This window comes from Citrobacter sp. MNAZ 1397, assembly GCF_023613995.1.
In the GTDB taxonomy this organism is placed as follows: Bacteria; Pseudomonadota; Gammaproteobacteria; order Enterobacterales; family Enterobacteriaceae; genus Phytobacter; species Phytobacter ursingii.
On record NZ_JAKIVH010000001.1, the window covers coordinates 896,834 to 911,474 of the forward strand.

General features: G+C 46.9%; 15 protein-coding genes. 10 read left to right on the plus strand and 5 right to left on the minus strand.

All coding sequences use genetic code 11. The features are described 5' to 3' along the window. The first annotated feature begins 80 nt into the window (after positions 1–80). From icd to L2097_RS04095, 4 genes are all read left to right on the plus strand, one after another. On the plus strand, positions 81–1,331 hold the full coding sequence (gene icd, locus L2097_RS04080) for an NADP-dependent isocitrate dehydrogenase (protein ID WP_085006518.1): 1,251 nt from the start codon (positions 81–83) through the stop codon (positions 1,329–1,331). A gap of 955 nt (positions 1,332–2,286) precedes the next feature. Beyond that, positions 2,287–2,760: an outer membrane beta-barrel protein gene (locus L2097_RS04085; protein ID WP_172399057.1), complete on the plus strand. Its 474-nt coding sequence runs from the start codon at positions 2,287–2,289 to the stop codon at positions 2,758–2,760. A gap of 17 nt (positions 2,761–2,777) precedes the next feature. After that, positions 2,778–2,990, plus strand: coding sequence for a hypothetical protein (locus L2097_RS04090; protein WP_047369900.1), 213 nt, complete (start codon positions 2,778–2,780; stop codon positions 2,988–2,990). Then, entirely contained in the window at positions 2,983–3,510 is a 528-nt protein-coding gene (locus L2097_RS04095; RefSeq protein WP_250352177.1) for a helix-turn-helix domain-containing protein, read from the plus strand. Before L2097_RS04090 ends, L2097_RS04095 begins: the two co-directional genes overlap by 8 nt. A 154-nt stretch (positions 3,511–3,664) precedes the next feature. Here the strand turns inward: L2097_RS04095 and L2097_RS04100 are convergent, their stop codons facing one another. Continuing rightward, a complete protein-coding gene (locus L2097_RS04100; RefSeq protein WP_085006516.1) occupies positions 3,665–4,288 on the minus strand; it encodes a helix-turn-helix domain-containing protein in 624 nt (207 codons plus the stop codon). Positions 4,289–5,226: 938 nt separating this feature from the next. Here L2097_RS04100 and L2097_RS04105 point away from each other — a divergent pair. Beyond that, entirely contained in the window at positions 5,227–5,487 is a 261-nt protein-coding gene (locus tag L2097_RS04105; RefSeq protein WP_047369904.1) for a hypothetical protein, read from the plus strand. Between the two features lie 664 nt (positions 5,488–6,151). Here L2097_RS04105 and L2097_RS04110 read toward each other — a convergent pair. After that, entirely contained in the window at positions 6,152–7,975 is a 1,824-nt protein-coding gene (locus L2097_RS04110) for a sensor domain-containing phosphodiesterase (protein WP_250352178.1), read from the minus strand. A gap of 277 nt (positions 7,976–8,252) precedes the next feature. Continuing rightward, a complete protein-coding gene (locus tag L2097_RS04115) occupies positions 8,253–9,281 on the minus strand; it encodes a sensor domain-containing diguanylate cyclase (RefSeq protein ID WP_229221701.1) in 1,029 nt (342 codons plus the stop codon). A gap of 317 nt (positions 9,282–9,598) precedes the next feature. Here L2097_RS04115 and L2097_RS04120 point away from each other — a divergent pair, with 317 nt between their 5' ends. Next, positions 9,599–9,841: a putative hemolysin gene (locus L2097_RS04120; protein WP_071845983.1), complete on the plus strand. Its 243-nt coding sequence runs from the start codon at positions 9,599–9,601 to the stop codon at positions 9,839–9,841. A 75-nt stretch (positions 9,842–9,916) separates the two neighbouring features. Next, on the plus strand, positions 9,917–10,222 hold the full coding sequence (locus L2097_RS04125; protein WP_047369905.1) for a hypothetical protein: 306 nt from the start codon (positions 9,917–9,919) through the stop codon (positions 10,220–10,222). Position 10,223: 1 nt separating this feature from the next. Here L2097_RS04125 and L2097_RS04130 read toward each other — a convergent pair whose 3' ends face one another. After that, the gene (locus L2097_RS04130) at positions 10,224–10,565 is read right to left on the minus strand and encodes a DUF488 domain-containing protein (protein WP_047369906.1); all 342 of its coding nucleotides are present in this window, start codon (positions 10,563–10,565) and stop codon (positions 10,224–10,226) included. A 235-nt stretch (positions 10,566–10,800) separates the two neighbouring features. On the opposite strand from L2097_RS04130, the gene L2097_RS04135 reads away from it, so the two are divergent. Further along, positions 10,801–11,508 carry a CTP synthase C-terminal region-related (seleno)protein gene (locus tag L2097_RS04135; protein WP_085006514.1) on the plus strand — a complete coding sequence of 236 codons (708 nt, stop codon included), beginning with the start codon at positions 10,801–10,803 and terminating at the stop codon, positions 11,506–11,508. A gap of 33 nt (positions 11,509–11,541) precedes the next feature. Here the strand turns inward: L2097_RS04135 and L2097_RS04140 are convergent, their stop codons facing one another. Then, entirely contained in the window at positions 11,542–12,729 is a 1,188-nt protein-coding gene (locus L2097_RS04140; protein WP_250352179.1) for a CynX/NimT family MFS transporter, read from the minus strand. Positions 12,730–12,828: 99 nt separating this feature from the next. Between L2097_RS04140 and L2097_RS04145 the strand changes: the two genes are divergently transcribed. Then, positions 12,829–13,614: an AraC family transcriptional regulator gene (locus L2097_RS04145; protein WP_250352180.1), complete on the plus strand. Its 786-nt coding sequence runs from the start codon at positions 12,829–12,831 to the stop codon at positions 13,612–13,614. A gap of 205 nt (positions 13,615–13,819) precedes the next feature. Next, positions 13,820–14,641 carry an ABC transporter substrate-binding protein gene (locus L2097_RS04150; protein WP_041851674.1) on the plus strand — a complete coding sequence of 274 codons (822 nt, stop codon included), beginning with the start codon at positions 13,820–13,822 and terminating at the stop codon, positions 14,639–14,641.

Consider the following 14,641-nt stretch of genomic DNA (forward strand, 5'->3'; position numbering starts at 1 on the left):
CTATCAGGTAGTATTGACAGGCTAATTACAATTCATTAACAAAAATCAGTAACAACCAGAAGCGCTCGAAGGAGAGGTGAATGGAAAGCAAAGTAGTTGTTCCGGCGGAAGGTAAGAAGATCACCCTGCAAAACGGCAAGCTGAACGTTCCGAATAACCCGATTATCCCGTTCATTGAAGGTGACGGTATCGGTGTCGACGTTACCCCGGCGATGCTGAAAGTGGTCGATGCCGCCGTGGAGAAAGCCTATAAAGGCGAGCGTAAAATTTCCTGGATGGAAATTTACACCGGTGAGAAGTCTACCCAGGTTTACGGCCAGGATGTCTGGCTGCCAGCTGAAACCCTCGATCTGATTCGTGAATACCGCGTTGCCATTAAAGGTCCGCTGACCACGCCAGTTGGCGGCGGTATTCGCTCTCTGAACGTTGCTCTGCGTCAGGAACTGGATCTCTATGTGTGCCTGCGCCCGGTACGTTACTACCAAGGCACGCCAAGCCCGGTTAAACACCCGGAACTGACCGACATGGTCATCTTCCGTGAAAACTCCGAAGATATTTATGCCGGTATCGAATGGAAAGCCGACTCTGCTGACGCGGAGAAAGTGATTAAATTCCTGCGTGAAGAGATGGGCGTGAAGAAAATTCGCTTCCCGGAACATTGCGGTATCGGTATCAAACCGTGCTCCGAAGAAGGCACCAAACGTCTGGTACGTGCGGCCATTGAATACGCTATCACTAACGATCGCGATTCACTGACCCTGGTACATAAAGGCAACATCATGAAGTTCACCGAAGGCGCGTTCAAAGACTGGGGCTACCAGCTGATTCGCGAAGAGTTCGGTGGTGAGCTGATCGACGGCGGTCCATGGCAGAAAATCAAAAACCCGAACACCGGCAAAGAGATCATCATTAAAGATGTTATTGCCGATGCGTTCCTGCAACAGATCCTGCTGCGTCCAGCCGAATATGACGTTATCGCCTGTATGAACCTGAACGGTGACTATATCTCCGACGCCCTGGCAGCCCAGGTTGGCGGTATCGGTATCGCACCGGGTGCGAACATCGGTGACGAATGCGCACTGTTCGAAGCGACCCACGGTACTGCGCCGAAATATGCGGGCCAGGACAAAGTGAACCCGGGTTCTATCATCCTGTCCGCAGAAATGATGTTACGTCACATGGAATGGTTCGAAGCCGCTGACCTGATTGTTAAAGGTATGGAAGGCGCTATCAACAACAAAACCGTGACCTACGATTTCGAACGTCTGATGGAAGGCGCTAAACTGCTGAAATGCTCAGAGTTTGGCGACGCGATCATCGCGAACATGTAATCCGCCTGGCGGGTTAAAGAAGAACGGGAGCCAGTAGGTTCCCGTTTTTTATGTGGCCCAGAAAATCCTCCCCCAAAATCTTTCTCCAAAACCACTGTCAATACGCCCCGCTTGAATGATGTTTCAGCGCCAATGCAATCTGTTCTTCGGTATAACGGGCTTTATGTATGGCGATCGCCTTGAGTATGCCGGAAGATCGCTAAATGTGAATGGCACGATTATACGGGATACTGACAGCGTAACGCGCTACTTTAGCGAAAGCTGCGGAAGTTGTAATCTGAGGCTTGAAATGATGCGGTGATGGGATAATTGAAAATGTCAGAGTTTGTGAGCGACTACAAAGCGGCATTTACGCTTAAGAATGTAATTAGCCTGAGACGTTGGGTTTATTTCACTTTAAAGAGCATGCTGTTATTTCTCCTTTTGGTATTATTTTTCTCCATCTTGCAGTATGTGGCCATAGTATATACGCCACTGTTTGAGTATGTGACAGTGCCGGGTATAAAGTTGTCTAACATGTATGGCATAGCTATTGTACTGGCGGTCAGTTTCGGGCCGAGCGTGCTTTATCTAATCAGAATTTTTACCCGATAACATCGGCAAGAACCTTAGCAGGGCTTATATTTTCATATGAAATAGTAACAGGCATTCACTGAATGCCTGAGACAGTGTATTAAGAATACCGCGTGAAAACCACAGCGAACTAACGAAACCACGATTGTTGTCTATATCATGCAAAAAAAACAATAAAAAAATCAGATGAATAATCCGCTATTATTTGTTGATTAAATGCAGGGTGTATTTAATTGCGGGTATCAACAGATGATGTTAAATAGTGGAATGTTTATTTTTGCACATTAAAAAAAGCATTAAAACAATAATTAAGTTGTACTATTTTAAATACTTCGCCAAAAACTTAGTTATATACTCTCGATAAATGGGCTCGGGGGTGTATATGAAAAGAAAATTCTCTGTCGCTTTTGTTTTTGGTCTTATCGTTTCATCATTGCCTGGTTATGCTGATGATAATATTTCTATTAATTATGGGGTGGGGAGCACGAAGGGAAAGCACGGACTGCAAGGGGTTAATGCCGAATTTTTGCATCAAAAGGATAATATCGGAGTAATTGGCTCGGCAACCTATTTGTCAAAAACGGATGGGGAATATGTAAAAACACAATATGCCTCAATCCAGGTAGGGCCTTCTTTTGCTTTATCGGATTCCTTCTTTTTATATGGTAAGGCAGGTATTTCAGCAGCCTCGAAGCTCAAGGACGATCAACCAAATGAAAAGTATGGTGTGGCATTTAGTACTGGCGTGAAATATAAATTAGTCAGTAATGTTACTCTCAATGCCGGATATGAATTAGGCATTATAAATGACACAACTATCAATGTGGCTTATCTGGGTGTCGGCTATAGCTTTTGAAAAGAAGAGGTGGGCATGTGGATGAAGAAAAAGAAAGAGCTATGTTGGTTATTAATGGGCTTACTTTTTATTCCTATGGTATTTACCACCAAATTAAAAACTTGCATTTGATAATTGAAGGGCTGGAAATAGCACAAGCAGATCTCCATTTGGTTCTTATCGCGAAGGAATTAAAAAAGTTTCTGGAATCCATCTCAGAGGTTGGGGAAATAGATAAATATTATGAATGATCATTCATTTGTGCGTTTTTTTATCGTGACGGATAATATGTACCTTTACCTGGGTTTTAAAAGTTTAATAGAACAGATCGGGGTTTATAATGACAAGGTTTGGACAATATCACAGACCAATAAATTACCAGAGTGTTCAATATACTCAAAAGAACGAAGCTATGACATTATCATTTCTGATAATTATTTGCATCGCTACCTTGCGTCGCAAAATGCAGTTAAAAATGTTATTATACTGCCTGCAAACTTTGATGTGACAACATACGTTGATTGCTTTAATGATCTTAAAAGCATAAAGGTTGATAGCCTTGAAAAATGTCTTAAACAACTTTCCCTCAGGGAGAAGTTATTGTTTGCTTTTTTCTCAGCGGGGATTGATGATGATTCAATTGCTGCAATTTTACAAATTTCGAAGAAAACAATCAGTGCGCACAGGCGTAACATTCTGGCTAAGCTCAATCTAAAAAACAGGAATGAGCTTTATTTATACGCTTTAGCAATAAAAGAAGGTGACCAGTGAACAGCAATGAAGTAATGCTTATTATAATCCTTTTTATACTCTTATTTTGTTGTTTGTTTTTTTTCTTTAAAAATTATAAATACAATCTTATGAACGATATTTGTGCGAAAAGTAAACCAGGATGGAGGTTAATGATTTTTCCCCCTGAATGACACTAGTATCTTTCAGGGAGATTTTTCATGTCTAAAAGCCTCCCTCTATTTATCTTTATATATTGACCATCGCTCAATTCTCTCAGTATATTATTTAACGAGCTTCTGGATATGTTGCTTCGACTCATTATGAACTTAAAGACGGATATCTTTTCTCGTTCGTTTTGTGGCAGCTCCCATAAAACCTCAAGATTGTTTTTTATTATATTATAAACGTTTTTAGAGTTGAATTTTTCATCTCTTTTAAAAAAGAAATTTGCCATTTCTGTTGATATGATATAAATTTCGCGCCATAAGGATTGTGCGCTAATTAACTCTATAAATGAATTTTTTTCAATCGCAACAAGTTTTGAGTCGGTCGCTGTTTTTAAGTAGTGGTATATATTTTCACCATTTAATGCGATAACGCCCAGTAATGCAGGTGCACGGAGGGAAAAGAGTAAAATATCATCTGTTGCTCTATGAATATCTACTTTTCCCTCAGATAAAAAATAGATATACTTTTTGTTTTTTATCGTGAATGGGATCCGTTGATTCTCAGATGCATATATAAGTTGACTCCCTGATGCACTTTCTAAAAAAGGAATAACCACTTCAAGCTCATGGATGTTATTCATGCTGTTCATAATATTTTTCTACTCATCTCATCGTTTAAAGTAATTGGATGATATGTTTTTTAGTAGTAAAATCAAGTACATTGTTGGTTATCAATTTGTGTATTAATGCACAAATGATGTAATATTTTCTTACATGTAATTGATGGTGAGACGCATGTTGTAATAGCTTTAAGTCATTGCGTTCAGAGAACTGGTGGTATATGCCAGAGTAAATCGTTTATTAGGGTTGTTCTTTTTATCGGCAATTATATGTTCATATTTTGTGTGCCATAATCTTTATCCGTTAGATGGGGCTGTACTTATTCGTTCTGTGATTTTAATATAATAATAATGTATTATCAAAAAGGGTTGGCGAGGTCTATTATTAATCAGTTTGTAACTTGTATCTGGAATGTCATATATTGATCTCGTGAAGTACCGTGTTAAGCACAGGATGTGCTAATGAGTACAATAAGTTAACATATCCTTAGCGTTCTTTTTTCAGTATGGTTTTCCTTATAATTAGCAGGCTTAGCGCGCTTATATGATAAAAAAGAAGCACAGTGACTCACAGGGGAAATCTATCCCTTATATATTTAGCGCTGTTGTGGCCGTTGCGGGGAGCCTTCTGTTAAACCAGATGGTTGTTTTGCTATCCGCATCGTTGAGCAGGGAAAGCGACCAGGATTCGATGTTTGAAACAGGAGCAAGTTGTGTCGCTGTAATGATGTTGATAGTGTCTGTTTACCGATATCTATTTAAAACGACCGGGCTGAACAGATGTGAAGAGGTCGGGTAAGTTATCAGGCTAAGGAAAGCTGAGTTCTGCAGTTATCATCCTGGTTTCGCGTTTCCTGATCTTTGTCCTTCATGACGCATTTGGTTTGATATAAACCGCGCGCCCTCACGTAAAAGCTTGCCACTTTAGGCTATTCTTTCTTTATCAAATAGCCTAAAGGAGCATTCAAATGCGTCAGCGCGGAGTCGTCCTTCATCATGAACACCGGATTGGTTATGTCATCATTCGCGATGAATTCGGCAATCACACCGTCGTAAAACTGCTTACAGGAAACGATATTGAAAGAGGGGATATCATCATTGGGTTCCTGCATGGTGAAGGCGATCAAACCTTTCATAACGAAACCCAGGATGTCTCTCTGGAAGTTCAAATTCAGGGGCATGGATTGTCCGAAGAGGCGACAATCCATATGATTCAAAAAGCCCACTAAGTTACGCGTCAGGGGTTGAATTGCCGGGACAACAATTTGGCTGACGGGACGGTGAGGCACTTTTTCATGCCTTCACGTCAGCCGTTCAGGATATTGATGATTAGAGACGTCAATATCATCCGCCGATAAGTGCGTCTGTACGCCGATAGGCGTGGGATGGAGTATTCTTCGCTGGTACATAAAAAATCAGGAATCGTTATCGATATCCCGGATCGTCAATCTGGTGACCAAAATGCGAATGCGTTAAGGGAAAACAGACATACGGTCAGTATTAACATATATCCGCCTTCCGCCAAGGCTGCGTATTGTTGCATCTGAAATAATTAGCGGCCTTTTATCAAGAGATTTGAGCGCATTTCTTACAAACCCATAAAGCGAATATTTCGAGTGGGGCGAACGCTTTCGATAAAAAAATAAATTATTTGCGCTGAAAAACAAAAAAGAAAAAGGACAGTTTCGACATCAAAACTGTCCGAGAATGCGGTAGAGAATGTTAAATTGTATTTCCTTCACATGCGTACTTTATATCTTTCCTAAGCTAAACTTACCAATGCATTTTTTTCTTGTTATGGATTGAGAAAATTGATGATCGGGTTATTAATATCGGGCTTTATTGGTTCGGCCCCAACAGGCGCCCTCAGCAGAAAAGGGCGCCCGGGCGTCATTATGAGCCATACTGATGTTGATCGTTGTGAATCCGTCCTAATACACGATAGGGCTTAGAGTCCGCAAGCCAGGCCATCATGTCTTCTGGTGGGATGGGTCTTGAAAAATAATAGCCTTGCGCCTCATCACAGCCAAAGTCAGTAAGCATTTGCGCCGTCTCATGATCTTCAACCCCTTCGGCCAGCACTACATAATGGAGTTCTTTCAACATCATGATGACATTTCGGGCAATGATGCGACTGCCAGTGTCAGTTGTAATCTGACTTACCAGGGAGCGATCCAGTTTAATCACATCAATGGGGATGCGACGCAAGTAACTGATATTACTATAACCGGCGCCAAAGTCGTCCAGGAGGATCTGGAAACCGAGTAATTTCAGGCGATCCAGCTCTTCAAGGGCGGCTTCACTCTCCAGAACTTTTTCTGTCTCCAGACACTCAATGCGAATATCTGCCGGATGCAAGCCGGCATTCAGCACGTTGCTTTCCAGTTCATCCGCAAAACCGGGATGAGAAAAGTCACTGACTGTCACGTTTATTGAAACTGGCAGGGTAATACCCTGGCTACGCCAGGATGTCAGTTGCGCGATGACCTTTTTAATGACCCATTGGGTAATTTTCGACATCAGGCTGGTTTTTTCTGCCAGCGCAACAATAGTTGCCGGAGAAATATTTCCGAGTTGTGGATGACGCCAGCGCAACAGCGCTTCCACCCCTTCCGTTTTGCCAGAGCGCAACGATACCTTCGGTTGAAAAACCAGATATAGCTGGCTGGTTGATTTAATCGCCTCACTTAAGTCATACAAGAGTTTAAAGTCTTTATTTCTTTTGTGATCAAGGATGGGATTAAATTGCAGGACTGGAATATCCTGGCGAATGGATTCGTGCAGGGCGCTGATCGCCTGGCGGACAATTTCATGGGCGTCATCTTCCTGGGGCGAAAATTTGACGTAACCGGTATGTATAGTCAGTGTAATATCAATATTTTGCGCCATTTGCGCCTGCGTTCCTGGCAGGGTTTCTGCGCGCTTAACGAGCGCCAATGCTTGTTCTAACTCAACCAGTACCGCAAAACGGGCGGGCGCGAAAGAATATAAAGGAATACTCTCTTTTAACCGCAGGCGCATACGCAACAGTGGGATAAAGCTACGCAGCATATTATCCACCGCATGCAACCCAAGGTAGCGGATAAGCTCATAGGCGCGAGGCATATCAATACAATCAAATATCACCAGACCATAGGTTCCGGGATCTTTTTCCAGCGTTTTCTGTTCCATTTCACGCAGCAAAAACTGGCGGTTAGGAAGCCCCGTGAGCGTATCGACGCGGCCAATGGAATATCGCGCTTCGAGGTAGACGGCTGAAAGCTCTGCGATGCGATTAAAATTTTCTATCTGTTGCTGCGTCGGGGTAAAGATGCTGGAACTACTGACACAAAGTGTGCCAAGCACCATTCCTTCTTGCGTCATCATCGGCGCAGAAGCATAAAACAGAATATCGCCGTTCTGCACCAGCGGTTGATGAGAAAAACGATCATCCAGCCGGGCATCAGGACAAACAACAGTCTGCCCACTGGCGCGGGAATACTGACACATCGTTTTTTCAATCGGGACTTTGAGATGCTCCAGCGGTACATTTTTAACATATTTGATATATTGGTAGTCATCATCAAATACGGTAATAAAGCAGCCTTCGACATTCATCACCTCGCAGGCAAGGCAGGCATACTCTGTCAGGGCCGCGTCGCGGGTTTTATCCTCTTTACGCAATAATTCCAACGCCGCCAGCCGTTTGCTTTCGCTTCTTTTAAGTCCGGTGAACATTGCGAGCTCCTGCTCAAATAAATGAGGCTGTTAGGTTATGCTCTGTGGACAACATCACTGGTCACGATGACATCTACTATGACTGTTAAGTTTAGCTCACCATCTACCACCAGCCGAGTTGAGTACCAGCGACGGCAACAACAGCCACAATGAGCATAATGATTGTTGACTTTCTCACGAACGTGCTCCTGAGCTGGCAACGTTGCCAGCGATACAGATAATAATTAAATAGAAGAAAATAAGACAATTCTCAAGCAAAAAAACGGTCAGAAGCCAATTAATTGAGTCGTAAAAAAGGCTTCTTGTGTTTTTCGTTTTTATCCTGATACATAGCCTGGTCGGCGATGCGCAATGCGCTGTCAGCATCAGTATTATCGGGATTAATTTCAACAACACCGATACTTGCACCAGGATAAAATATTCGTACGGGACCCAGTCGATATTCCCCTGTGAGACATTTATGCAAATTTTGCTTAAGGGAGGATAATCTTTCGGACTGTGTTTGATCGCGTGGCCCACCGGGGCAGGCAATTAAAAATTCATCACCGCCAAGGCGTCCGACAACGTCATCTTTGTCGCAACCATCCAAAAGTCGATGGCCAATCTGAATAAGGAATTGATCGCCTGATTCATGACCAAGCTCATCATTTATTTTCTTAAAATTGTCGAGGTCAATAAACGCGATAATTATCCGGGTATTAAGGTTCCTGCCAAGTGAAAACAAAGTTGTCAGATTTTCAAAGATAGCCCGTCGGTTAGGCAGACCGGTCAGTGGGTCAGTATAAGAATGTGCGATAAGCGCCGCGTTAGCTTCTTGCAGTTGTTCCACGAGCTGATCTTTTTCGATGGATCGCGCAATCAACCCGGCAAACAGGCGTAAGACTTGTTCGCCGCGAACGCTCAGTGTGCGGGTGCCCTTGCTGGCGGCACAGAGCGTGCCATACAGAGAGCCATCCGCCAGATGTACAGGTGTGCTTAAATAACTGGTGATACCGAGCGTTTGCGCCGCTTCGCAATCTGCCCAGTGAGTTGCTACGTTATCGCTAAAGAAACAGCCATCATCGAGCGCCCGCTTGCACAGGCTGTCGCCCCACGGCAGCGAAAAACCCTCAGGAATATCCAGTTTTTTGCTGTTTCGCGCATACTGGATATGCTGAAAACGGCCATTGTCGTCGATCTTGGTGAGGTACGTCGATTCCATTTCAGTGACCATCTGCAGCATTTCAAGGAGTTGCCGTACCAGACTTTCAAGAGATTGATCTTTATAGAGTGTTTCGGAAACTCGGGCCAGAATGAAATCGGACATTACGCTCATTAACTCCTGTGCACTGCGCGCCATATGCACTTGATGCGGAAAATTTAGGCCGCCATATTAAAACATGGCTTAGATAAATTATATATCTGCATCACTAAATGGGTTTCTCAGGAGATGACGGAAAAAAAAGCCCCGTTGATGAGACGGGGCAAAAACTCATTGATTACGGAATGATGTTCTCTGGTCATGGGTGAGAACGAGGCCAATATATCGGCAAAAAGTGGCGTAAGAATGGAGAAATCATGGAGATGTTTGATGTAACGCATTAAGCTAAATTGATGGGTTATTATTTCAATATGGATAATTCGATGCGTAATGTTTTTTTCTTTTTTATTTGTACATTAACGGCATGCTCCACGAAACCCGGTACGCCTCGTCCACCTGCTGCGGGGAAAGCCAATCCGGCAGCGGTGTATTGTCTGCAGGTGGGCGGACAACGCGTGCCTGTGCAAAGCCCGCAAGGGGTACGTACAGAGTGTAAATTATCAGGCGGTGAAGTGATGGATGAGTGGGAGCTTTGGCGACGCGACCATCCTCAATCTCGCTCGTGACACGCGACCTGCATCAGGGTAAACTTGCTTAAGAATAATCTTATTTTCCATGATGCATGTGTACGCGAGAGAATTATGTTTCAGTTACGACCGGGTAGCCTGGCGATAGTCATTGGTGCGCAAACGCCTGCCGGGCGCGCCAATATCGGTAAATCAGTTGAATTATTTGGCCTTTGCCAGCCTGGCGAGGTGTTTCTGAACCCGGTCAATGGCGTGATGACGCGTATGCCGCAAAATGCACGTCGTGCATTGTGGTTGGTGACCGGTGATGTGCGATCGTTCGATGGGCAACAGGGGTTCGCCTTTATTCGCGCCGAGCATCTGCTACCCCTTGACCCGGATAGCCTGCCCGAACATCAACGTGGGCAGGTTATTTGCTGATTTATAGCGATTCCAGCCATTCCGCCAGCACCAGTGCATGATTTTGCCTGGTGTCTTTGGCGGCATAGAGTAGGGTGAGAGCGTCTTTACCCTTCTCGCAGAGCTGTTTTCCTGTTTCGTGCTTATCCGCAAGCTCAGCAAGGTACGCTTCGCGAAACGCGGCGAAATCCAGCACGTCGCCGTGAAAGGCTTTGCGTAGTTCGCTCGATGGGGCCAAATCCTTACACCACTCGTCGTAGTTGAGATCGGTTTTTTTCACCCCTCGCGGCCACAGGCGATCGACCAGCACCCGATAGCCATCCTGTCCGGAGGCCGCGTCATAAACGCGTTTACATTGAATCATTTTTACGTTTCCTCTCCCTCGCGTATGGCTGCAGTTGGACGTGCCGCCAGCGAGCCAGAATTTTACTGTCTATTATTTCTCCAGCTTCGACGCTTCTGTTGCCTTAAGCTCCGTTTTCATCTGAATACAGCAAAATGTGTCCTGCCATTTTTAATGTGTTGTGATGTAGACGAAAGATCGCTAATGTGAGGTTCCTTATGTTATTCGTTAATTGCTCCGACATAGGGACCCCTTCATGACCCATATTCCCGTTAAAGATACCCTGCGAATTGCCCTTGTGGGTGATTACAATCACGACGTGGTTGCGCATCAGGCCATTCCACTGGCCATCGACGATGCCGCCGCCGTTCTTGAGATTACCGCAGATTACGACTGGCTGGCGACTTCTGAGATCAGAAGTAGCGATGACCTGGTTGGCTATGATGCAATCTGGGTTGTTCCGGCAAGCCCGTATAAAAATCCCCAGGGAGCCTTTATTGCCATTCAATATGCGCGGGAAAATGCGATACCGTTCCTTGGCACCTGTGGTGGCTTCCAGCATGCCATTATCGAATATGCCCGCCACGTCATGGGTGTGAGTGATGCCGCTCATCAGGAAACCGACAGCACCGGGAGGATGGTGATTGTTCCGCTAAGCTGCTCGCTGGTCGAGCAGGTAGCGGAAATTGAATTGCGCCCGAACACGTTAATCGCCCGCGCCTATGGACAAGAGAAAATCAGTGAAGGCTATCACTGTAACTACGGTATCTCGCCTGAATTTGCTGCCGAACTGGAGAAGAGCGATATGCGAGTGACCGGCTGGGATGAAGATGGAGAAATTCGCGCAGTTGAGCTTACCAACCATCCGTTCTTTGTTGCCACCTTGTTCCAGCACGAGCGTAATGCTCTTGCCGGACGTCCGGTACCGCTGGTACAGGCGATGCTGAAAGCCGCAAAAGATTGAGGGCAAGAAAACAGACCGCACAGGCCTGTTTTCTTATGCAGTCGCCATTTCACGATCGCGTCCGGCGCAGGCGCCAAATACCGCCATCAGGACCGACAATATCGCGCAGGCGATAAGCGGGATTTGCCAGGAGCCGCTGGCATCGTGGATTTTCCCCATCAGCGGTGGACCACAGGCCGCCAGCAGATAGCCTACCGATTGTGCCATCCCTGACAGCGCAGCCGCCTGATGCGCGGAGCGCGCGCGCAGGCCAATAAAGGTCAGACCGAGGATCATCGTGCCGCCGGATCCAAAACCAAACACCAGCGTCCAGATAACCGCCTGTTCCGGCCAAAGCCAGAACCCGGCAGCACTCACCGCGCACAGCAGCGCAAACAGCACTGCCAGCGCACGCTGGTCACGCAGACGGTGCAGAATGAGCGGAACCAGAATGCCGGGCGATGCCGTGGCGAGCTGGAGCAGGCCGTGCAGCGAACCTGCACCGGACTCACTATAGCCATGCGTGATAAGAATGGCCGGTAACCAGCCAATCACTACGTAATAAATCAGCGAGTTAATGCCTAAAAACAGCGTGACCTGCCAGGCCAGCGGTGAGCGCCAGATCCCCCGACTGTGTGCCAGCGGTGAGCCTGATACGTCGGCGGGTTTTGCGAAACGCAACTGCGGTAGCCACAGCAGCATCGCAACAAGCGGAAAAGCCATGAGCATCAGCAGCGCGCCATGCCAGCCGGCGCCCATCAGCGAGAGCGGGACAACCAGCGCGGAACCGAGCGCCGCTGCAGCCCCCATAGTCAGAGAATAGGCGCCGGTCAGTCTGGCGATCTGGCCTGCGTAATCGCGTTTAATGATGCCCGGTAACAGCACATTCCCCAGTGCGATACCGCTACCAATAATGGCGGTGCCGATAAAAAGCAGCACCGGTGAGGGCAGGGAGCGTATGGCGATGCCCGCGCATATCAGCAGCATTGCGGTAAAAAGGCTGCGTTCCATACCCAGACGCCGGGCAATGCCTGCGGCCAGGGGAGAAACAAGCGCAAAAGCCAGCAGAGGCAGAGTGGTGAGCATCCCGGTTTGCGCGGTGGTTAAGCCATAATCGATGCGAATGGAATCAAGCAGTGGTGCGGCCCCGGTAAAGGTGACGCGCAGCGTAGTTGCAATCATGAGGATCCCCGCAATAAGCAGTGCTCCTTGTTTGCCCCGTGAAGAAATCGCAGTGGTCATTGTATTCTCAGGATAAATAGCAGAACCACACCATACCCCTTTTTTGTCCTGATGGAATCAAGCTAAAATGACACTTTATCGCTAAATTCGGACAATATTATGCACGGTCTTGGCCTGGCGGGTTTTAACCCTGACAGTCAGCAAGAGGCGGCACTGGCGTTTAGTATTACTGTCGAGGCCGATGAGCAGCGGATCCCACAGCATCGGCACCGCAAGGGACAATTAATTCTGGCTCTGAGCGGGGCAATTACCAGTGAAGTAGAAAACGCCCGTTGGATGGTGCCGCCCCATCACGCCGTGTGGTTGCCGGGTCTGGTTGCCCACAGTAATCTCGCGACGCCGGGGGCGAAGCTGTGCTTTTTGTTTGTTGAACCCGATTGCGTCGATATGCCAGCACAGTGCTGTACCCTGAAAATTTCCCCCCTGGTGCGCGAACTGATCCTGACGCTTTCTGCGCGTAACCATCGTGAACGCCAGCAACCGGCAACCCAGCGGCTGGTGCAGGTTTTGTTTGATGAACTGCCCCGTCAGCCGCAAATGCAGCTCCAGCTTCCCGTTTCCCCGCACTATAAAATTCGTCAGATGGTCGAAACTATGGAACAGGCGCCGGCCCGGTGGCAGACGCTGGGACAATGGGCGCAGGAATTTGCGATGAGCGAACGTAACCTGGCACGGCTGGTGGTAAAGGAGACAGGATTGAGTTTTCGCCGCTGGCGGCATCAGATGCTGTTGATCCTTTCCCTGCGTTTATTGATTGGCGGCGAGTCGGTACAAAATGTCGCGCAGGCGCTGGGTTATGATTCGACTACTGCCTTTATTACAATGTTTAAGAAGGGGTTAGGCCAAACTCCGGGGCGTTATCTTGCCACACTTGGGAGCGGATGATTATTTTCTGCTGCACATTCCCTTTAAGTACCAGGGTTTATGTGGGTTTCCTCTGCCGGTGACTTATCAATAAGTAGTTCATATGGTATGAGTATTTTTAATAACTTTTTTAGATAATAAATGCACTTTTTGATATTTGTCTGATGATTACGGTTATGTGACTTTAGCCCTGAAATTTTACTAATAACAGGGCGTAAGGATTAGCATGGCAACCACATCTTCCAAAAAAATCGGTGCGCTAACCGCACTGGCACTGCTTTCAACTTTCTCATTTGCCGCGCATGCAGACAAACTGGCCGATATCAAAGCCGCTGGCGTAGTGAAAGTCGCAACGTTTGACGCGAACCCGCCGTTTGGCGCCATCGACCCGCAGAGCCATGAAATCGTTGGCTATGACGTTGATTTCGCGAAAGCGCTGGCGAAAAGCCTCGGCGTAAAACTTGAACTGGTCGCCACCAACCCGGCGAACCGTATTCCGCTGTTGCAGTCCGGTAAAGTGGATCTGATCGTCGCAGATATCACTATCACCCCGGAGCGTGCACAGGTTATTGATTTCTCAACCCCATACTTCGTTACCGGGCAGCAATTCCTGGTGCCCGCCAGCGCGTCCGACAAACTGGATAGTTACAGCAAAGCGCGTATTGGTGCGGTAAAAGGCACCACCGGCGAGCAGGCGCTGCATCAGCGCTTCCCGCAGTCTCGTGTGCTGGCCTATGACGATATCCCACTGGCGCTGACCGCACTGCGTAACGGCAACGTACAGGCCATTACCCAGGACAGTACCATCCTGGCGGGGCTGCTGGCGGAAGCGCCGGATAAAGCCAAATTCAAAATTCTGCCGGACCTGCTTTCTAAAGAAGAGATTGGCGTGGGTGTAACCAAAGGCGAAACCGCGCTGCTGAAAGCGGTGAACGATGAACTGGTGAAACTGGAGCAGAGCGGCGAAGCGGCAAAAATCTACGACGTCTGGTTTGGTCCACAAACTAAAGCCCCGGCTCCACGCAGCTTTAAAATAGAAGCGAAGTAA